General features: G+C 58.1%; 14 protein-coding genes. 4 read left to right on the top strand and 10 right to left on the bottom strand.

All coding sequences use genetic code 11. The annotated features are described in order from the left end of the window. From ACR0LZ_RS12820 to rpsL, 4 genes are all read right to left on the bottom strand, one after another. The coding region (locus ACR0LZ_RS12820) for a GTP-binding protein (RefSeq protein ID WP_170611170.1) at positions 1–110 on the bottom strand (110 nt) is incomplete at its 3' end. A gap of 88 nt (positions 111–198) precedes the next feature. Then, positions 199–2,316: an elongation factor G gene (fusA, locus tag ACR0LZ_RS12815; protein WP_480750194.1), complete on the bottom strand. Its 2,118-nt coding sequence runs from the start codon at positions 2,314–2,316 to the stop codon at positions 199–201. Between the two features lie 18 nt (positions 2,317–2,334). Next, complete coding sequence (gene rpsG, locus ACR0LZ_RS12810; protein ID WP_138842352.1) at positions 2,335–2,805, bottom strand: 30S ribosomal protein S7; 471 nt, start codon at positions 2,803–2,805, stop codon at positions 2,335–2,337. A gap of 15 nt (positions 2,806–2,820) precedes the next feature. Continuing rightward, a complete protein-coding gene (gene rpsL / locus ACR0LZ_RS12805; RefSeq protein ID WP_005621086.1) occupies positions 2,821–3,192 on the bottom strand; it encodes a 30S ribosomal protein S12 in 372 nt (123 codons plus the stop codon). Between the two features lie 403 nt (positions 3,193–3,595). Here rpsL and ACR0LZ_RS12800 point away from each other — a divergent pair, with 403 nt between their 5' ends. Then, complete coding sequence (locus ACR0LZ_RS12800; RefSeq protein WP_480750193.1) at positions 3,596–4,402, top strand: putative rhamnosyl transferase; 807 nt, start codon at positions 3,596–3,598, stop codon at positions 4,400–4,402. Here ACR0LZ_RS12800 and ACR0LZ_RS12795 read toward each other — a convergent pair. Both ACR0LZ_RS12795 and ACR0LZ_RS12790 read right to left on the bottom strand, forming a co-directional pair. After that, positions 4,392–5,255: a DMT family transporter gene (locus tag ACR0LZ_RS12795; RefSeq protein WP_480750192.1), complete on the bottom strand. Its 864-nt coding sequence runs from the start codon at positions 5,253–5,255 to the stop codon at positions 4,392–4,394. The genes ACR0LZ_RS12800 and ACR0LZ_RS12795 overlap by 11 nt on opposite strands. Before the next feature lie 98 nt (positions 5,256–5,353). Next, entirely contained in the window at positions 5,354–6,535 is a 1,182-nt protein-coding gene (locus tag ACR0LZ_RS12790; RefSeq protein WP_480750191.1) for an MFS transporter, read from the bottom strand. 238 nt (positions 6,536–6,773) lie between these two features. On the opposite strand from ACR0LZ_RS12790, the gene ACR0LZ_RS12785 reads away from it, so the two are divergent. After that, the gene (locus tag ACR0LZ_RS12785; protein ID WP_480750190.1) at positions 6,774–7,592 is read left to right on the top strand and encodes a DUF2189 domain-containing protein; all 819 of its coding nucleotides are present in this window, start codon (positions 6,774–6,776) and stop codon (positions 7,590–7,592) included. A gap of 381 nt (positions 7,593–7,973) precedes the next feature. Here ACR0LZ_RS12785 and rpoC read toward each other — a convergent pair whose 3' ends face one another. From rpoC to rplJ, 4 genes are all read right to left on the bottom strand, one after another. Then, complete coding sequence (gene rpoC / locus ACR0LZ_RS12780; protein ID WP_480750189.1) at positions 7,974–12,215, bottom strand: DNA-directed RNA polymerase subunit beta'; 4,242 nt, start codon at positions 12,213–12,215, stop codon at positions 7,974–7,976. Between the two features lie 49 nt (positions 12,216–12,264). Continuing rightward, complete coding sequence (rpoB, locus tag ACR0LZ_RS12775; RefSeq protein WP_480750188.1) at positions 12,265–16,398, bottom strand: DNA-directed RNA polymerase subunit beta; 4,134 nt, start codon at positions 16,396–16,398, stop codon at positions 12,265–12,267. A 251-nt stretch (positions 16,399–16,649) separates the two neighbouring features. Then, positions 16,650–17,027, bottom strand: a complete 378-nt coding sequence (rplL, locus tag ACR0LZ_RS12770) for a 50S ribosomal protein L7/L12 (protein WP_480750187.1) — start codon at positions 17,025–17,027, stop codon at positions 16,650–16,652. Positions 17,028–17,109: 82 nt separating this feature from the next. Then, entirely contained in the window at positions 17,110–17,628 is a 519-nt protein-coding gene (gene rplJ / locus ACR0LZ_RS12765; protein WP_480750186.1) for a 50S ribosomal protein L10, read from the bottom strand. 606 nt (positions 17,629–18,234) lie between these two features. Here rplJ and ACR0LZ_RS12760 point away from each other — a divergent pair. Together ACR0LZ_RS12760 and ACR0LZ_RS12755 are read left to right on the top strand one after the other, a co-directional pair. After that, positions 18,235–19,089 (top strand): glycosyltransferase, encoded by an 855-nt coding sequence (locus ACR0LZ_RS12760; protein WP_480750185.1) that lies wholly within the window; start codon positions 18,235–18,237, stop codon positions 19,087–19,089. Between the two features lie 273 nt (positions 19,090–19,362). Next, on the top strand, positions 19,363–20,130 hold the full coding sequence (locus ACR0LZ_RS12755; protein ID WP_480750184.1) for a class II glutamine amidotransferase: 768 nt from the start codon (positions 19,363–19,365) through the stop codon (positions 20,128–20,130). Positions 20,131–20,166 lie beyond the last annotated feature (36 nt).

Genomic DNA, 20,166 nt, shown 5'->3' with positions numbered 1-20,166 from the left:
CCGAAATACTTGGTGATCGCCGCCGTCAGCGTCGTCTTGCCGTGGTCAACGTGGCCGATCGTGCCGATGTTGACGTGCGGTTTGTTACGCTCAAACTTTTCCTTTGCCATTGCAAGGCTCCTTTTTTCTTACGGATGGTGGGATGAAACCCACCCTACAGTGGAATGGGTAGGGCGGGGTTCACCCCGCCACCCGGTCTTATGCGTATTTCGCCTGGATCTCGTCCGAGATGTTCTGCGGAACCGGATCGTAGTGGTCGAACTGCATGGTGAACTGGGCACGGCCCGACGACATCGAACGCAGGGTGTTGATGTAGCCGAACATGTTGGCCAGCGGAACGAACGCAGCGATTGCGATCGCGTTGCCGCGCGGTTCCTGACCCGACACCTGGCCCCGACGCGAGGTCAGGTCGCCGATGATACCACCGGTGTATTCTTCCGGGGTGATCACTTCGACCTTCATGATCGGTTCCAGCAGCTTCGCACCAGCTTTGCGCATGCCTTCGCGCATGCACATCCGCGCCGCGATTTCGAACGCCAGAACGCTCGAGTCAACGTCGTGGAACTTGCCGTCCAGCAGGGCCACTTTGAAGTCGATCACCGGAAAGCCAGCCAACGGACCGGAATCCATGACCGAACGAATACCCTTTTCGACGCCCGGCACATATTCCTTCGGAACCGCGCCACCAACGATGCGGCTTTCGAACGAATACCCTTCGCCCGGTTGGGTCGGCTGGATTTCCAGCTTGACCTCGGCGAACTGACCCGAACCACCCGACTGTTTCTTGTGGGTGTAGGAGTGTTCGACCGGCATCGAGATGGTTTCACGGTAAGCCACCTGCGGCGCACCGATGTTGGCCTCGACCTTGAATTCGCGCTTGAGACGGTCCACCAGGATGTCCAGGTGAAGTTCGCCCATGCCCTTCATGATGGTCTGACCGGATTCCAGGTCGGTTTCCACGCGGAACGACGGGTCTTCGGCTGCCAGACGGGCAAGGCCTTGGCTCATCTTTTCCTGGTCGCCCTTGGTCTTGGGCTCGACCGCGATTTCGATCACCGGCTCGGGGAAGGTCATGGTTTCGAGAACCACAGGTTCCTTGGCATCGCACAGGGTGTCACCGGTGGTGGTGTCTTTCAGACCCGCCAGCGCGATGATGTCGCCTGCAAACGCTTCGTCGATCTCTTCCCGGTTGTTGGAGTGCATCATCATCATACGACCGATGCGCTCTTTCTTGCCTTTGGTCGAGTTCAGGATCTGGTCACCCTTGTTCATCACGCCGGAGTAGATCCGGGTGAAGGTCAGCGAACCGACGAAGGGGTCGTTCATGATCTTGAACGCCAGACCCGCAAACGGCATGTTGTCGTCTGCGCGGCGGGCGATGTTGCGAACTTCTTCCTCGTCACCGGGTTTGAAGCCCATGTAATCGACAACGTCCAGCGGGCTGGGCAGATAGTCGATCACCGCATTGAGCAGCGGCTGCACGCCCTTGTTCTTGAACGCCGAGCCACCCAGAACCGGAACGAAGTGCAGCGCCAGAGTGCCCTTGCGCAGCAGTTTGCGCAGGGTCGGCACATCGGGCTCTTCGCCTTCCAGGTACATCATCATCGCGTCGTCGTCTTCTTCGACGGCCGCTTCGATCATCTTGCCGCGCCATTCTTCGGCTATGTCCTTCAGGCTGTCGCGGATCGGGGCCTTGATCCAGCTTGCGCCCAGATCTTCGCCCTGCCACAGCCACTCTTCCATGGTGACCAGGTCGATCAAGCCTTCCAACTCGGATTCAGCACCGATCGGAATACCAACCGGAACCGCGCGGGCGCCGGTGCGGTCTTCGATCATGCGGACGCAGTTGAAGAAGTCTGCGCCGATCTTGTCCATCTTGTTGACGAACACCATGCGCGGAACCTTGTAGCGGTCAGCCTGACGCCACACGGTTTCAGTTTGCGGTTCAACACCGGCGTTTGCGTCGAGAACGCAGACGGCACCGTCGAGAACCGCCAGCGAACGCTCGACTTCGATGGTGAAGTCAACGTGGCCGGGGGTGTCGATGATGTTCAGGCGGTGCTTGGGGGTATCGGCGGTCTGACCGTCCTCGGTGCGCTCCCAGAAGGTGGTGGTTGCAGCCGAGGTGATGGTGATGCCGCGTTCCTGTTCCTGCTCCATCCAGTCCATGGTGGCTGCACCGTCGTGCACCTCACCGATGTTGTGGGATTTGCCGGTGTAATACAGGATACGCTCCGAGCAGGTGGTCTTACCTGCGTCGATGTGCGCCATGATACCGAAGTTGCGGTACAAATTAAGCGGATAGTCGCGTGCCATAAGTGTAAGCCTCTAGGGTTACCAGCGGTAATGGCTGAAGGCTTTGTTCGCCTCGGCCATCTTGTGGGTGTCTTCGCGCTTTTTGACGGCGGTACCGCGGGATTGAACGGCGTCCAGCAGTTCGCCAGCAAGGCGCTCTTCCATGGTGTTTTCATTGCGGTTGCGCGCGGCGGCGATCAGCCAGCGGATGGCCAGTGCCTCGCGGCGCTCGGGGCGCACTTCGACCGGAACCTGATAGGTTGCACCACCCACGCGGCGCGAGCGAACTTCGACCGAAGGTTTGATGTTGTCGAGCGCTTCGTGGAACACTTCGACGGGTGCGCGCTTGATCTTGGTTTCAACGCGATCGAACGCGTTATAGACGATGCGCTCTGCGACCGACTTCTTGCCGTCGATCATCAGGTTGTTCATGAATTTGGTCAGAACCTTGTCGCCAAACTTGGCGTCAGGCAGGACTTCGCGTTTTTCGGCGGCGTGACGACGTGACATATCAGCCTCTCCTTCTTACTTGGGACGCTTCGCGCCGTATTTCGAACGGCGTTGCTTACGGTCTTTGACGCCCTGGGTATCCAGAACACCGCGCAGGATGTGGTAACGCACACCGGGAAGGTCTTTCACACGGCCGCCACGGATCAGAACAACCGAGTGTTCCTGCAGGTTGTGGCTTTCACCGGGGATGTACGAGATGACCTCGAACCCGTTGGTCAGGCGCACCTTGGCAACCTTACGCATAGCCGAGTTCGGTTTCTTCGGTGTGGTGGTGTAAACACGTGTGCAGACGCCGCGTTTCTGCGGGCACTGCTCCAGGTGCATGGATTTCGAGCGTTTTACTTTCGGCTGCCGCGGTTTGCGGATCAGCTGTTGAATAGTTGGCATTCCGGTTTCTTCCCCGTTTTGCAACACACATGACATGCACGCGCGTTGCGTGCGGCTAACTTCGCTGCGCTTATGCGTCCACAAGCGCAAAACCCGCGAGCGTTCCCATTCCGAGGTGAACGTCGCGGTTTGTTATCAGAGGGCGCGAACTGCAAAATTGTCCGGGCCTTGACCAGTTCATTACTGGAATCGGCGTTGGGGCGGCCCCCGGTGCCGAGATGACGCGCGTAATAGGGGGAGTCGGGCAAAGTGTCAACAGCCCGACCCGATTCCATCTGCGCAGGGCGCCTTATCCGCCGGATATCGCCGTTTTGACCGGCAAACAAGCCGGTTTCGGAGCGGTTGCAGGCGCAGACGGCCAACGGCATAGTCCGTCGGGAACAAACCTCGCTGGAAGTCATAGATGCAAGTTCTCGGCCTGTGCCGCTTTTCGTACCCCGCACTTGGGGGATTTCAGGTCGCGCATGACACTGTCGAGGACAGAATTCGCTATCTCTATGATTGCGACCGGTTGGAAGAGCGATTCCGGCTGTTTGAAGCCGTCTCGCTACCGGGGCTGCGCGCGCAAACCGATCAGGATTTTACCTTGATCATCGTGATTGGGGACAGCCTGCCGAAACCGGATCGCGACCGGTTGCATGACCTGACTGCCGATATACGGCAGGTCAGGATCGTCGCCCAACCGCCGCGCCCGCACCGGGAGGTGATGAAAGAAATCCTGAATGCGGAGCGCGCATCACCAGATGCACCATGTCTGCAGTTCCGGCATGACGACGACGATGCCGTCGCGATTGATTTTGTCGCCAGACTTCGGCAAGCCGCCGGCGACTGCGACGGGTTGCTGAAACGCAACAAGGCTGTCGCAGTCGATTTCAGTCGTGGTTACGCAGCTGAATTCAACAGCGGTGGCACCCGCGTACTGGAAGAAACCAGACCGTTCCTGGGAGTGGCACTTGGGATGTATGTCCGGGGCGGCTGTCCGCTGACGATCATGAATTTTGCTCACAACAAGATTGCGCGGTTCATGCCAGCGGTCAGCTTTTCGGATGTGCCTATGTGGGTGCGGTCGCATGGCAGCTTTAACGACTCGCGCAGGGCAAGGGCGCAACCCGTCGATCTGTTGCCTCTGACGGCAGATCAAAAAGAAGAATTCGCCGCCCGGTTTGCGATTGACACCGACCGGGTTTCCAGGCGCGGGTTCAGTCCTTGATCGCGCGCTCGCGGAACAGAGTGAACAAGCCGGCGGCCACGACGAGAGCCGCGCCAAACAAAGTCAGCGGATCAGGCCAATCGCCAAAAACCGCAAAGCCCAGGAGAAGCGCCCAGATCAGGCTTGAATAACGGAACGGGGCGACGAACCCGACCTCGCCAACGCGCATCACCATGACGCTGAACAGATACCCCATCAGAACGAACACCGCCGCCGAGGCGACCATCATGCCGGTGGCTGGCGCAACCGGCACCCAGCCGGTATCGAGCGATGCCAATGCGGCGGTGAGTGTTATGGTGGTGGACGTTGCGAGCGTAACGACCATTGACGGTACGGCGGCCGACATGCGCCGGGTCAAAAGGTCTCGGGCGGTAATCATGGCGACCGCCGCCAACGCATAAAGCGCATAGATATTGAAACCTTCAGGACCAGGGCGGACGATCAACAGCATGCCCGCAAACCCGACCGCAATTGCCGCCGCCCGCCGCCACCCGACCGGTTCCTTGAATAAAATCGCCGCGCCCAGGGTCACGGTCAGGGGCAATGCCTGCAAGACCGCCGTCACGTTCGCCAACGGCATGTGTACCAGCGCTGACAGAAACAGGAACGTGGCGCCGACCTCGGCAACGCAACGAAATGCAACAAGGATCTTGTCACGCCGGGGGAAATTCAGGTGCAGGGTGCCCAAATGCCGAGACAGGACATAGATCAGCGTGGTGGCCAGAACACCGCGCATGGCGACCAGCTGAAACAGGGGCAGGTCCGCTGCGGCCGCCTTGACGATCGCGTCGTTGATCGTGAACGCCGCCATGCTGCCCATCATCAGGAACGCGCCTTGCGTGTTGGAAGACATGTTGCGACCTCGGTGCCAGGGGGTGTCAACCGCTCCGGTCCGGTCCGTGAGCCTGCCAACCATACAGTTCTGGCATGGATGTCGAAAAAGGCAAGATGTTAACGGAATTGCATGAGGCTGCGGCGGCGCCACAACCATATATGCACGATAATCCCGGCGAGATAGCACAGGATCACAGCGCTCACCAATCCACCAAACTGATAGCGCCCCAGAACGAACAGAAAGATCGGTGTTCCCAGTGTGTTGCCCAAATTGCCCATCTGGGCCATTGCCCCGTTGGCAAGCGCACGATGCTCTATTGATGTGTTCAACTGAGGGATGGCGGCAAAGCTGGCGCCCTGGACAAGGCCCAGTGTCCCGAACAGTGTCACGCATAGAATCGGAGCTGAAACCCCCAACCAGTACCCCGCCAGCACAAGCGCGGACAGGGCAAAGCCGAACACGACGACACCGATGGCAGACCAGATGCGCATAAGGGCGGTGGCTACCAGCAGCGACACCGCAATGCTGGTCAACGGCATCAACCCCACTATGGTGGCACGCAGGTCAGCTGGCAACAAGAAAGGCAGGATCGCGACCAGTGACACGAAAGTCAGCGTATAGAAAAGCCAGCCGACAGCAGGCGCGGCAAGGCGAGGAGAGCTGTAGACGGAAAGATGCTGGCGCAACACCTTACGCGGCGTAATCGAGCCAACTTTCGCCCCGGTCGTTGGATCATCGGGTTTGAGCACCAGCCACACCATAGCAGCCAACGCCGCCATGGCCAGACCATGGGCGAGGAACAAGGCCTTTAGCCCGTGAACCTGCGCCCATGGCAATCCGACCCATGCTACAATGGCGAAGGACACGCCAAAAAACGTACTCCACAAGGTCATCGCCAGGTTGCGATATCGATCCGAGGAGATCTGCGCCATCAGCGTGGGCGCGGCGACGACGATGGCGAGATGCGACAACCCTTCGATGGTGCGGCTGACCAGCATCGGAACAATTGGAGGCAGGGCAGCTTGCCACAGCGACATCGCCGCGCCCAGACACAGGCCCAGCACCAGCATTCGGCGATACCCCACCCGCGCCACAACGATGCCCGCAGTCATGCCAAAAAGGATGCCAAAGAGACTGATGACGGACAAAACCAAACCCAAGCTTGCAGCCGCATCGGGATAGGCTTGCGCCAGCATGTCGAACGGAACCGCGATCTTGGCGAACTGCCCGGCCGCACCAAGCCCTGAAAGCCAGAGCAACAGGACAAGAAGAAGGATTCGGAGGGGCGGATTGAGCATGTCCCCTTCGATACTCCCACGGCGCTGGCAAAGCCATGGGCAAGTTCGCTGTCACAGTGGGCTTGACCTTAGCGACGCACGCCGTGTTGGTTTGCTTTGGGGCGAAGCGATCACACTCCCAACTTGCCCTTGCGCTTCACTTGATGCAAATTTGTATGCGGGAGAGGAATGTCTGCCTCACAGTCGGATCTGTTGGCAGACGGACCAGCGCGATGCCACGCTTTGGGAGGAGTGTGTCATGACATCCAAGACTGCAGACCCTACACCACCGGACAATCTGACGCCGCAACAAGGGGCCTTGCCCAAGGTCAATAGAGTGACCGGGGGTGATATTTCCGCTTCGCTGAAGGCCGGGTTTTCCGACTTTCTGTCGCGCCCCGTCATGAGCGGCTTTTTCGGCCTGTTCTATGCAACCTTCGGAATCCTGCTGGTTTGGAGTTTGGTCTGGCTTGGTCAGATCTGGATGATCATTCCTGCCATTGTAGGCTTTCCGCTGGTTGCACCTTTCGCCGCCGCCGGGCTTTACGAGATGTCCCGCCGGTTGCAGAAGGGAGAGAGTTTTGGCTGGTCCGAGATCCTCATCGTCATGGCCAATCAACGCAAGCGCGAAATGGGCTGGATGGCCTTTGTCACCCTGTTCATTTTCTGGGTGTGGATTTACCAGGTTCGGCTTTGGCTGGCGATCATCCTGCAAAATGCATCCTTTTCGGATCTTGACGGTTTTTTGAACACCGTATTCTTTACACCTCAGGGCTGGATCTTTCTTGCGGTCGGCACCTGTGTGGGCGCGTTTTTGTCGGCTGTCCTGTTCTCGGTGACCGTCGTCGCCATGCCGATGCTGCTGGACCGGGAAACCAATTTTGTTTCCGCCATGTTAACCTCTTTACGCGTCGTCTCGGAAAGCCCAGTGGTCATGCTCAGCTGGGCGGCGATCATATCGGTCACAATGCTGTTGTCGCTGGTTCCCGCGTTTCTGGGGCTGATCTTTACCCTTCCGATCCTTGGTCACACCACATGGCATCTCTATCAGCGGGCAGTGTCTGCCGCCGAAGGATGATGTATCCAGCCGCCACTCAGAGAGCCTGTGCGCTTGTTTCGTCGGCGGGGGTAATGCTCAATTTCCGCGGGACCGAGCAGCAAGTCCTCGGGCGTGCCGAATTGAGCAATGCCAGCAATCAGTGCCGGGTAACAATCGTCGAATCTGAAGATAGCCGGAATAACCGGGCAATAGACCCATCCTTCTTGCCGGTCTGACCAGTTTTTCCTTTATTCGATTGGTGCGAGAAGCTTAACCCGCCGCAGAGTTCACTTTGTGCTCACCAGCCGAAGTTTTGCCGGACCCACTTCAGATTCTTGGCTGACCAACACGGCTTTCTGGCACGCGCACAAAAAAAACCCGCGCCTGAGCGCGGGTTTTGTTTTCGACATAGACCAAAGTTTATTCACGGCTTTCCGGAGTATCGACCAAGGTGTCGAGTTCGTCCCCGATGATGTCGTCCTCCATGATCGGAGCGGCCAGGGCAGCGGCGGCTTCGGCCTCTTCCCGGCGGGCTTCGATCACCACGTTGTCGCGGGTCTGCGCGATATGGCGGACGCGCTGGGTTGCGCCGCCCGTACCGGCCGGGATCAGGCGACCGACGATCACGTTTTCCTTGAGACCCACCAGCTTGTCTTTCTTGCCCTGAACCGAGGCTTCGGTCAGAACGCGGGTGGTTTCCTGGAACGACGCCGCCGAGATGAACGAACGCGTCTGCAGCGAGGCCTTGGTGATGCCAAGCAGGATCGGCTGACCCTGGGCCGGGCGACCGCCGCGTGCGATGGTCTTTTCGTTGGCCGCATCGAATTCCTGCTTATCGACATGCTCGCCCTTCAGCAGGGTGGTATCGCCGGATTCGAGGATCTCCCACTTCTGCAGCATCTGGCGCACGATCACTTCGATGTGCTTGTCGTTGATCTTAACACCTTGCAAGCGATAGACGTCCTGCACCTCATCGATCATGTAATCCGCCAGCGCTTCGACGCCCATGATGGCAAGGATGTCGTGCGGGGCCGGGTTGCCGTCCATGATATAGTCACCCTTCTGCACGAAGTCGCCTTCCTGCACCGGGATGTGTTTTCCCTTGGGTACCATGTATTCGATCGGCTCCATCGACTCGTCGGCCGGTTCGATGGTGATGCGGCGCTTGTTCTTGTAGTCGCGGCCAAAGCGCACGTAACCATCGGCTTCGGCGATGATTGCGTGATCCTTGGGACGACGTGCTTCGAACAGTTCCGCAACACGTGGCAGACCACCGGTGATGTCCTTGGTCTTGGCGCCTTCGCGCGGAATACGCGCGACAACGTCACCGGCTTCGATCTGCTGGCCGTCCTCGACAGACAGGATCGCATCCACCGACATCGGATAGTGAACCGGGTTGCCCGCATCGTTGCGCACCGGTTCGCCATCTTCGCCCACCAGAATGATTTCGGGCTTGAGGTCGCTGCCGCGTGGCGCCGCGCGCCAGTCGATCACGATCTTCTGGGTCATGCCGGTTGCGTCATCGGTCTCGTCGCGAACCGCAAGGCCCGAAACCAGGTCGACATATTTCGCGGTACCGGCTTTCTCGGCGATGATCGGAAGGGTGTAGGGATCCCATTCGAACAGCTTGTCGCCGCGCTTGACCTTGGTGCCGTCCTTGACGAACAGCTTGGAGCCGTAGCCCAGCTTGAAGTTGGCGCGTTCTTCGCCGTGTTCGTCGTTGATCACCAGCTTCATGTTACGGCCCATGACCAGGCTTTCGCCTGCGGCATTGACCAGGATCTGCGGGTTTTCGAAGGCAATGACGCCGTCCTGGCTTGCTTCCTGGAACGACTGCTGACCACCTTGGGCAACACCACCGATGTGGAACGTCCGCATCGTCAGCTGTGTACCCGGTTCACCGATCGACTGTGCGGCGATGATACCGACAGCCTCGCCCGTGTTCACCATGGTACCGCGCGCAAGGTCACGACCGTAGCAGGTGGCGCAAACGCCCTCTTCCGACTCACATGTCAGAGGCGAGCGGATCCGCATTGAAGCAACGGCAGCCTCGTCGATGGCGTCAGCCATACGCTCGTCAATCAGCTGACCTGCAGCGACCAGAACCTCATCCGTTCCCGGACGCAGAACGTCATCGGCAGAGACACGACCCAGCACACGCTCGGCCAGGGAGGCAACGACTTCACCGTCGTTAACCGCTGCTTCGGCAGTGATTGCGCGGTCGGTGCCGCAGTCGATTTCACGCACGATGCAATCCTGCGCCACGTCCACCAGACGACGGGTCAGGTAGCCCGAGTTCGCGGTTTTCAGAGCGGTATCCGACAGACCCTTACGGGCACCGTGGGTCGAGTTGAAGTATTCAAGAACGGTCAGACCTTCCTTGAAGTTCGAAATGATCGGCGTCTCGATGATGTCGCCGTTCGGCTTGGCCATCAAGCCACGCATACCACCCAGCTGTTTCATCTGAGTCACCGAGCCCCGCGCACCGGAGTGGGCCATCATGTAGACCGAGTTCGGTTCCTGCTCGGCACCATTCTCGTCACGCGCGGAAGCCGAGATGGTGTTCATCATCGCCTCGGTGACGCGGTCGTTACATTTCGACCAGGCATCGACAACCTTGTTGTACTTTTCGCCCTGAGTGATCAGGCCGTCCATGTACTGTTGTTCGAAATCCTTCACCTGATCGCGGGTGTCATCAACGATGCCCCACTTGTCGTTCGGGATGACCATGTCGTCCTTGCCGAACGAGATGCCGGCCCTGAACGCTTCCTTGAAACCCATCGACATGATCTGGTCACAGAAGATAACCGACTCTTTCTGCCCGCAGTAACGGTAGACGGTGTCGATCACCTGCTGCACTTCCTTCTTTCGCAGCAGACGGTTGACCAGTTCGAACGGCGCCTTGTTGTTCATCGGCAGCAACGCACCCAGACGCAGACGGCCCGGAGTGGTTTCATAGCGCTTCTGAACTTCGTTGCCTTCGTCGTCGATCTGCGTGATCCGCGCGGTGATTTTGGTGTGCAGATGCACTTCACCCGCGTCCAGCGCGTGCTGAACTTCGTCGATCGAACCAAAGACCTTGCCTTCACCCGGCATGCCTTCGCGTTCCAGGGTCACATAGTAGAGACCCAGGATCATGTCCTGCGACGGAACGATGATCGGCGCGCCGTTTGCTGGCGACAGAACGTTGTTTGTCGACATCATCAGAACACGGGCTTCCAGCTGTGCCTCAAGGCTCAGCGGCACGTGAACGGCCATCTGGTCACCGTCGAAGTCGGCGTTGAAAGCCGAACAGACCAGCGGGTGCAGCTGGATCGCTTTACCTTCGATCAGGACCGGTTCGAATGCCTGAATGCCAAGACGGTGCAGCGTCGGCGCACGGTTCAGCATGACAGGGTGTTCGCGGATCACCTCGTCGAGGATATCCCACACTTCGGGGCGCTCTTTCTCGACAAGTTTCTTCGCCTGTTTCACGGTCGAAGACAGACCCTTGGCTTCAAGGCGGCTGTAAATGAACGGCTTGAACAGCTCCAGCGCCATCTTCTTGGGCAGACCACACTGGTGCAGCTTGAGTTCGGGACCAGTCACGATAACCGAACGGCCCGAGAAGTCGACCCGCTTGCCCAGAAGGTTCTGACGGAAACGACCCTGCTTGCCTTTCAGCATGTCCGACAGCGATTTCAGCGGACGCTTGTTGGCGCCGGTGATCACGCGGCCACGACGGCCATTGTCGAACAGAGCGTCAACGGATTCCTGCAACATCCGCTTTTCGTTGCGGACGATGATGTCAGGCGCGCGCAGTTCGATCAGACGTTTCAGACGGTTGTTCCGGTTGATCACGCGGCGATACAGATCGTTCAGATCCGAGGTCGCAAATCGGCCACCATCCAGAGGAACCAGCGGGCGCAGTTCCGGCGGAATGACCGGGATCACAGTCATTACCATCCACTCGGGTCGGTTTCCCGACTCGAGGAAGGATTCAACAACCTTCAGACGCTTGATGATCTTCTTGGGCTTCAGTTCGCCGGTTGCTTCGGCCAGATCGGCGCGCAGCTGCTCGGCTTCGGCTTCCAGATCGATCTGGGCCAGCATCTCGCGAATGGCCTCGGCGCCGATATTGGCGGTGAACGCGTCCATGCCATAGGCATCCTGTGCGTCCATGTACTCTTCCTCGGTCAGCATCTGGCCGTAGGTCAGGTCGGTCAGACCGGGCTCGATGACGACGTAGTTTTCAAAGTAGAGAACCCGTTCCAGATCGCGCAGCGTCATGTCCAGCATCAGACCGATGCGGGACGGCAGCGATTTCAGGAACCAGATATGCGCGACGGGCGCGGCCAGTTCGATATGGCCCATGCGCTCGCGGCGGACTTTCTGCAGGGTGACTTCCACACCGCATTTCTCGCAGACAACGCCGCGATACTTCATCCGCTTATATTTGCCGCACAGACATTCGTAATCTTTGATCGGGCCAAAGATGCGCGCGCAGAACAGACCGTCACGCTCGGGCTTGAACGTGCGATAGTTGATGGTTTCGGGTTTCTTGATCTCGCCATAGGACCAAGACAGGATCCGCTCGGGCGACGCCAGCGAGACTTTGATCTCGTCGAACACTTTCGGCGGCGTCAGCGGATTGAACGGGTTGTTGGTGATTTCCTGGTTCATTTTGCGTCCTTACAAATTGGGATGGGATGAGTGTGGGGCGCTGCCGCCCCTACTCTTCCTCCGCATCCAGGAGTTCCATATTCAGGCCGAGGCCACGGACTTCTTTCACCAGAACGTTGAACGATTCCGGTACGCCCGCTTCAAAGTTATCCTCGCCCTTGACGATCGACTCATAGACCTTGGTCCGGCCGGCGACGTCATCCGATTTCACGGTGAGCATCTCCTGCAGGGTGTAGGCGGCGCCGTAAGCTTCCAGAGCCCAGACTTCCATCTCACCAAAGCGCTGACCACCGAACTGCGCCTTACCGCCCAGCGGCTGCTGGGTGACCAGGCTGTACGGCCCGGTCGAACGCGCGTGGATCTTGTCGTCCACCAGGTGGTGCAGTTTCAGCAAGTACTTGATGCCCACGGTCACCGGACGCGCAAATTGCTCACCCGTACGACCGTCGAACAAGATCGACTGACCGCTTTGCGAGAAGCCCGCACGCACCAGCGCATCGTTGACGTCAGCCTCTTTGGCGCCGTCGAAGACAGGGGTTGCGATCGGAACACCGCGGGTCACGTTGCCCGCTGCCTCGACCAGCGTGTCCTCGTCCATGCCGGTGATGCCTTCTTCGTAGACATCTTCGCCATAGGCCAGCTTCATCGCTTCGCGTACAGGAGTCAGGTCGCCGGAGCGGCGGTATTCACCCAGTGCCTCATCGATGTTCAGACCCAGACCGCGCGCGGCCCAACCCATGTGGGTTTCGAGGATCTGACCAACGTTCATACGCGAAGGCACACCCAGCGGGTTCAGGCAGAAGTCAACCGGAGTACCATCGGCCAGGAACGGCATGTCTTCCATCGGAACAACCTTGGAGATCACACCCTTGTTCCCGTGACGACCGGCCATCTTGTCGCCCGGCTGCAGCTTACGCTTCACGGCGATGAAGACTTTGACCATCTTCATCACACCCGGCGGCAGGTCGTCGCCACGGCGGACTTTCTCGACCTTATCCTCGAAACGGGCATCCAGAGCGCGCTTCTGCACTTCGTACTGCTCGTTCAGAGCCTCAACGATCTGTGCGTCCTGCTCGTCTTCCAGCGCCAGCTGCCACCATTGACCACGGGTCAGAGTGTCCAGCAGATCCTCGGTGATCACCGATCCTGCCTTGACACCTTTCGGGCCTTTGACAGCGGTTTTGCCGAGGATCAAGCTTTGCAGACGCGCATAGATGTTGCGGTCAAGGATCGTCAGCTCATCGTCCCGGTCACGGGCCAGACGTTCGACTTCCTCACGCTCGATCTGCAATGCACGCTCGTCTTTTTCGACGCCGTGACGGTTGAAGACGCGAACCTCGACGACCGTACCGTAATCGCCCGGCTTAACGCGCAGCGAGGTGTCGCGCACGTCGGATGCTTTTTCACCAAAGATGGCGCGCAGCAGCTTTTCTTCCGGGGTCATCGGGCTTTCGCCCTTCGGAGTGATCTTGCCGACCAGAATATCGCCTGGTTCGACATCCGCACCGATGTAAACGATGCCCGCCTCGTCGAGGTTGCGCAGCGCTTCTTCACCGACGTTCGGGATGTCGCGGGTGATTTCTTCCGGGCCCAGTTTGGTGTCACGGGCGGCAACTTCGAATTCCTCGATATGGACCGAGGTAAAGACGTCATCACGTGCGATACGTTCCGAGATCAGGATCGAGTCTTCGTAGTTGTAACCGTTCCACGGCATGAACGCGACGACCACGTTCTTACCCAGAGCAAGTTCACCCATGTCGGTCGACGGACCGTCGGCAATGACTTCGCCCTTCTGGACGGTGTCACCCACCTTGATCAGCGGACGCTGGTTGATACAGGTGTTCTGGTTCGAACGCTGGAACTTGCGCAGACGATAGATGTCAACGCCAGCATCGCCCAATTCCAGATCCTCGGTGGCGCGAATAACGATACGCTGGGCATCGACCTGGTCGATGATACCGGCGCGTTTCGCCTGAATCGCAGCGCCCGAGTCGATCGCAACCTTTTCCTCGATACCGGTACCGACCAGCGGTGCCTCGGCCCGCAGCAGCGGAACCGCCTGACGTTGCATGTTCGAGCCCATCAGAGCGCGGTTGGCGTCGTCGTTTTCGAGGAACGGGATCAGCGAGGCGGCAACCGAAACCAGCTGTTTCGGGCTCACGTCGATCAGGTCGACGCTTTCCACCGGCGCCAGCGTATAGTCGCCGGCCTGGCGGGTGTTGACCATCTCGTTGATGAACTTGCCGTTCTCGTCCAACGTCGCGTTGGCCTGCGCCACAGTGTGACGCATTTCCTCGGTCGCGGACATGTAGTGGACCTCATCGGTCACCTGACCTTCGCTGACGACGCGATAAGGCGTTTCGATGAAGCCATACTTGTTCACGCGGGCAAAGGTGGCCAGCGAGTTGATCAGACCGATGTTCGGGCCTTCCGGCGTTTCAATCGGGCACATCCGGCCATAGTGGGTCGGGTGCACGTCGCGAACCTCGAAGCCCGCGCGCTCGCGCGTCAGACCACCGGGGCCAAGCGCCGACAGGCGGCGTTTGTGGGTGACTTCGGACAGCGGGTTGGTCTGGTCCATGAACTGCGACAGCTGCGACGAGCCAAAGAACTCGCGCACGGCAGCAGCAGCCGGTTTCGCGTTGATCAGGTCCTGCGGCATGACGGTGTCGATCTCGACCGACGACATGCGTTCCTTGATCGCGCGCTCCATGCGCAGCAGGCCGACTCGGTACTGATTCTCCATCAGTTCGCCGACCGAGCGCACCCGGCGGTTGCCGAGGTGGTCGATGTCGTCCACATCGCCTTTGCCGTCACGCAGTTCCACCAGTGCCTTGATGCAGGCCACGATGTCTTCGCGGTCCAGCGTGCGCTGAGTGTCCGGCTTGTCCAGCGCAAGGCGCATGTTCATCTTGACCCGGCCAACAGCGCTGAGGTCATAGCGCTCGCTGTCAAAGAACAGCGTATCGAACAGGGCCGACGCCGCTTCGACGGTGGGCGGCTCACCCGGGCGCATGACGCGGTAGATATCCATGAGCGCGGTTTCGCGGTTCATGTTCTTGTCCTGCGCCATGGTGTTGCGCATGTAGGGGCCGACATTGACGTTATCGATATCCAGAACCGGGATATCGGTGATGCCCGCGTCGATCAGTTCTTTCGCGGAACCGCCGATCAGTTCACCATCCTTGTCATATTCCAGCGTCAACTCGTCCCCGGCTTCGACATAGATCGCACCGGTTTCTTCGTTGATGATGTCCTTGGCGACAAACTTGCCTACGATATGATCGAACGGAACCAGCAGGTCGGTGACGGCACCTTCCTCGATCAATTTCTTGACCGCGCGCGGGGTGATCTTCTTACCGGCTTCGGCAATCACTTCGCCCGAGGCGGCGTCGATCAGGTCATAGGTGGGACGGGTGCCGCGCACGCGCTCGGGGAAGAACGGGGTGACCCATCCCTTCTTCTTCGCCAGCTTGTAGGAAACGGTATTGTAATAGGCATCCATGATGCCTTCCTGATCCAGACCCAGCGCATATAGCAGCGTCGTCACCGGCAGCTTGCGGCGACGGTCGATGCGGGCAAAAACGATGTCCTTGGCGTCGAACTCGAAGTCCAGCCACGAGCCGCGATACGGGATGATGCGGCAGGCAAACAGCAGCTTGCCCGAGGAATGGGTCTTGCCCTTGTCATGGTCAAAGAACACGCCCGGCGAGCGGTGCATCTGGGACACGATCACACGTTCAGTGCCGTTGACGATAAAGGTGCCATTCGGAGTCATCAGGGGCATGTCGCCCATGAAGACGTCCTGCTCCTTAATGTCCTTGACCGACTTGGCGCCGGTGTCCTCATCGACATCAAAGACGATCAGACGCAGAGTAACCTTGAGCGGCGCGCTGTAGGTCATGTCGCGCTGCATGCACTCTTCGACGTCATATTTCGGTTTTTCCAGATCGTACTTCACGAACTCCAGAACGGAAGTTTCGTTGAAATCCTTGATCGGGAAAACCGACTGGAACACGCCTTTGATACCTTCGCCGTCGGCTGGCTGTTCGGCATCACCGGAACGCAGGAAAAGATCATAAGAAGATTTCTGTACCTCAATGAGGTTCGGCATTTCCAAAACTTCGCGGATTTTGCCGTAATATTTACGAAGACGTTTCTGGCCAAGGAACGATTGAGCCATGTCAGATGTCACCTTTCGATGTTCTCAGCGGGCAAAGACACCGTCGGGCCCCGGCATCTTGCACATTCGAGACGACACGTCCGGATCAATTCATGGCCACCGTCCCGAAGGCGGCCTCCCGATCCGAAAACCGTGTCTTAGAAAACGCCCCCCCTGTCAGAGGCCCTTTCTAAGACAGGTTCGGCTGGACCCGGATTTCTCCGGGTCCAGCCAAATTCTGCGGCACATCAGCGATGCACCTGTCGGTTGGCTTAGGCCAGCTCGACTTCGGCGCCAGCTGCTTCCAGCTTGCCCTTGACTTCTTCGGCTTCTTCTTTCGAAACGCCTTCTTTGATCTTGCCGCCGGCTTCGACCAGTTCCTTGGCTTCTTTCAGGCCCAGGCCAGTGATGCCACGAACTTCTTTGATGACGTTGATTTTCGAAGCGCCGGCGTTCTTCAGAACGACGTCGAATTCGGTCTTTTCTTCCTCGGCTGCGCCACCGGCGTCGCCACCAGCTGCTGCGACCATGACGGCGCCGCCAGCTGCGGGCTCGATGCCGTACTCGTCCTTGAGGATGGTTTTCAGTTCTTGTGCTTCCAGCAGGGTCAGACCAACGATCTCTTCTGCCAGTTTCTTCAGATCAGCCATTGTATCAGCTCTTTCCGTTTACAGTGTGTGTTCCAACGTCGGGGCATTCACAACCCCACGCAGATCATTCAGTGCCAACCGCTTACGCAGCTTCCGCCTTCTCTTCGATGGTGGAAAGGATGCTTGCGATATTGCTTGCAGGTGCGCCAATCGCGCCAGCGATGTTCGAAGCAGGTGCGCCGATGCACGACACGATCTGAGCAATAAGCTCTTCGCGCGACGGCATTTTCGACACGGCTTCGACGCCGGCCCGGTCCAGAGCGTTCTCGCCCATTGCGCCGCCGAGGATCTCAAATTTCTTGTTATCCTTGGCGAAGTCCTCGGCCACCTTGGCTGCCGCCACGGGGTCTTCGGAATAGGTCAGAACGGTCATACCCGTCAGCAGGTCGGCCATGCTTGCACACGGCTTACCCTCGAGGGCGATTTTGGCGAGCCTGTTCTTGGCAACACGCACGGACCCGCCTGCTTCGCGCGCACGCGAACGCAGATCCTGCATCTCGGCAACTGTCAGACCGGCGTAGTGAGCAACCACCACGACGCCAGAGCTTTCGAAGATCTGGCCGAGTTCCTCGACCACTTTCTCTTTCTGGGCTCTATCCACAGTTCTCTCCAAATTAGGGATGATGGGTCATCCCGGCTCATATTTGCCGAGGCCTGAGTCCCGGCGTTCAGGTCCGTTGTACGGGGTTGAGCCAAAAATCGCCCGAGGGTGGGACCCTCGAATTCTTTGGTCTTTCCCGTCTCAGGCAGGAAATTAAGGGGCCATATGGACCCACCCACCGTCTTGGACGAAACAAAATAAAGCGCACGACGAATCGCACGCTTTATTCCGCAGCCCTCTTTAGGCCAGACAGCCTGGGTTTCCAAGGGGTAAATCAGGATCTCGGCGCAAAAACCCTTTTGCCAGCCAGCGTCTTCCGCGCCGTCAGGATGGTATAACATCAGATTTCCCGGCGCCGGAGGTCGCACGGCGATTGGTGTTGCGAAATTGACAACAAGCACGCCAACCAAAACCAGATAAATTGATGGATCTTTCTAACAAAACGCTTTTGACTTAGATCAGTCAATCGACTCCATCGAACCGGCGCGGGGGTCCACCAGAAGTCACACACGATTCCAGACCCTCAAAAGGGACCCATAGGTTTAGCGACAATCTGCGTTGAAAAATCCCCCCAAACACAAAGATCCCCATACAAATGAGCACTTCATGAAGGTTTTTGGCTACATTCGATTTTCCTATTTTGGCAGAAACGACACCAAAATCGGTCGGGCGGAACTAGAGGAAGCAGAGCGTTTGGACGCCCTCTACAACCCTGAGCGCATGGCCGAACGCCTGTACTTTCTGGAAAACATCACTCTGCCATCTCTCCGGTTTCAAACCGACCCTGACTTCAAGGTCATTGTGGCCGCCTCTACAATCATGCCGGACGTCTATAAAGCGAGCCTAGAACAAGCCTGCGCTGATATTCCACAAATCGAAATAATTTATAGTGACGCAGACCACATTACAGACGCTCTTAACCCAAAAGTAGAAGAACTGACCTCTGGCATTGAACAAAAGACTGTTCATTTTAGGATGGACGACGACGATGCGATTTCCGCATACACGATATCGCGCCTGAAACGGCTGGGCGAACATGCGGTCCCCAACACCCTGATATCGATGCCGCGCGGATTTTACCTAGCCCATGACGGAACGGACTCTTTTCTTCTGCGGAAATTTGAACCCTATATCGCAATCGCCTGGGCACTGGTGAATGCACCCGGGCAGATACGCAACCCGTATCAAGGGCGGCATAGAGGGTACTACGAACTCAACCCGTCGATCATGGATCCTCGCCCACATTCATACATACATGTGGCCCACAACAGCTCGGACACTCGCGCCCGACAAGGACGGAAACTGCGCAAGGCAATTTCCACCGATCCAAACTTTGAGACTGAGCGCGCGAGAAACCGCGTCGAGCGCTTGATCCGGCGCGAATTCCCAACTTTCACCCCTGAAAAGCTGAAACAAATCGTGGCTGACGCACCAAGTGCTGGCGTTTCCACAGAAGACTGAACCCTTTGAACACTGAGAGTTAGAAACTATTTACCGGGCTGGGTTCTGCTTGTGTGTTATGTGCTGTGATGGGTCTTTTGTATCCGGCGTATTGAAAAAGGATGGTCGAGGGAAAATCGAGGCAATCTGATTGGCCTTTCAGAAGCGGCTTTTGACTACGGTTCATAATACCCGGTTGCTGCAGATCGCCGTTAAGTTCGAAAATCCTTTTGTTGTTCCTGGCATTGGGCACTATTGAATGTGGTCTTCTCGAATTCTGGAAAGAATGAAAATATGTGCAGATTCGCAGCGTATTGCGGCGTAAGCATCCCGCTTGAAAACATTATCATCTTGCCCAAACATTCGCTGCTGGAACAAAGCCAGCATGCCGCCGAGGCCAAGCTGGCGGTGAATGGTGACGGATTTGGCATGGCTTGGTATGCAGAGCAGGAGCACCCAGGGCTGTACCGTGACGTCCTGCCCGCGTGGTCGGATGGCAATCTTCTGGACCTGTGCCGCATGATTAAGTCGCACCTGTTCCTGGCGCACGTTCGGGCCTCGACCTTTGGTGAGACGTCACGTAGCAACTGCCATCCTTTCACCTATGGCAAATGGTCGTTCATGCATAACGGTCAGATCGGCGATTTCGGGCGTATACGGCGGGAACTTGAAGCCTTCCTGCCGGACGAGTGCTATCATGCCCGCCGCGGCAGCACGGATTCTGAATTGTTGTTTCTGTTGCTGCTGGCGAATGGATTAGACGAATGCCCCTTTCAAGCTGTCGTCACGACAATCAGGCAGATTGAAGAAGTTCAGGGAGAAACCGAACAGCCCAACAGGATGGCGACTGCCTTTTCCGATGGCTCGGCACTTTATTCCTTCCGTTATTCCAGTGACCGGCGCAGCCCGTCGCTTTATTTCGGGGAAGGGCTGGACAACGGCGGAAAAGTCGTCGCGTCGGAGCCGCTAGACAGGTCGGTCGGTTCCTGGGAACCTGTCGCCGATCGAAGCTTCTTTTCGTTGGTAAAGGGCGAAGCAAGCATCCGCGAGCTTGGCCTTTGATACATCCTGGAAATGCAGAACGGGCGGCCTGTTCGG

The sequence above is a fragment of the Ruegeria sp. CI1 genome (assembly GCF_056536925.1).
This window is presented reverse-complemented; position numbering and strand designations above follow the sequence as displayed.

Coding starts and splice junctions, on each gene's coding strand:
- fusA (WP_480750194.1), bottom strand. CDS start 2,316: ATGGCACGCGACTATCCGCTTAATTTGTACCGCAACTTCGGTATCATG.
- rpsG (WP_138842352.1), bottom strand. CDS start 2,805: ATGTCACGTCGTCACGCCGCCGAAAAACGCGAAGTCCTGCCTGACGCC.
- rpsL (WP_005621086.1), bottom strand. CDS start 3,192: ATGCCAACTATTCAACAGCTGATCCGCAAACCGCGGCAGCCGAAAGTA.
- ACR0LZ_RS12800 (WP_480750193.1), top strand. CDS start 3,596: ATGCAAGTTCTCGGCCTGTGCCGCTTTTCGTACCCCGCACTTGGGGGA.
- ACR0LZ_RS12795 (WP_480750192.1), bottom strand. CDS start 5,255: ATGTCTTCCAACACGCAAGGCGCGTTCCTGATGATGGGCAGCATGGCG.
- ACR0LZ_RS12790 (WP_480750191.1), bottom strand. CDS start 6,535: ATGCTCAATCCGCCCCTCCGAATCCTTCTTCTTGTCCTGTTGCTCTGG.
- ACR0LZ_RS12785 (WP_480750190.1), top strand. CDS start 6,774: ATGACATCCAAGACTGCAGACCCTACACCACCGGACAATCTGACGCCG.
- rpoC (WP_480750189.1), bottom strand. CDS start 12,215: ATGAACCAGGAAATCACCAACAACCCGTTCAATCCGCTGACGCCGCCG.
- rpoB (WP_480750188.1), bottom strand. CDS start 16,398: ATGGCTCAATCGTTCCTTGGCCAGAAACGTCTTCGTAAATATTACGGC.
- rplL (WP_480750187.1), bottom strand. CDS start 17,027: ATGGCTGATCTGAAGAAACTGGCAGAAGAGATCGTTGGTCTGACCCTG.
- ACR0LZ_RS12760 (WP_480750185.1), top strand. CDS start 18,235: ATGAAGGTTTTTGGCTACATTCGATTTTCCTATTTTGGCAGAAACGAC.
- ACR0LZ_RS12755 (WP_480750184.1), top strand. CDS start 19,363: ATGTGCAGATTCGCAGCGTATTGCGGCGTAAGCATCCCGCTTGAAAAC.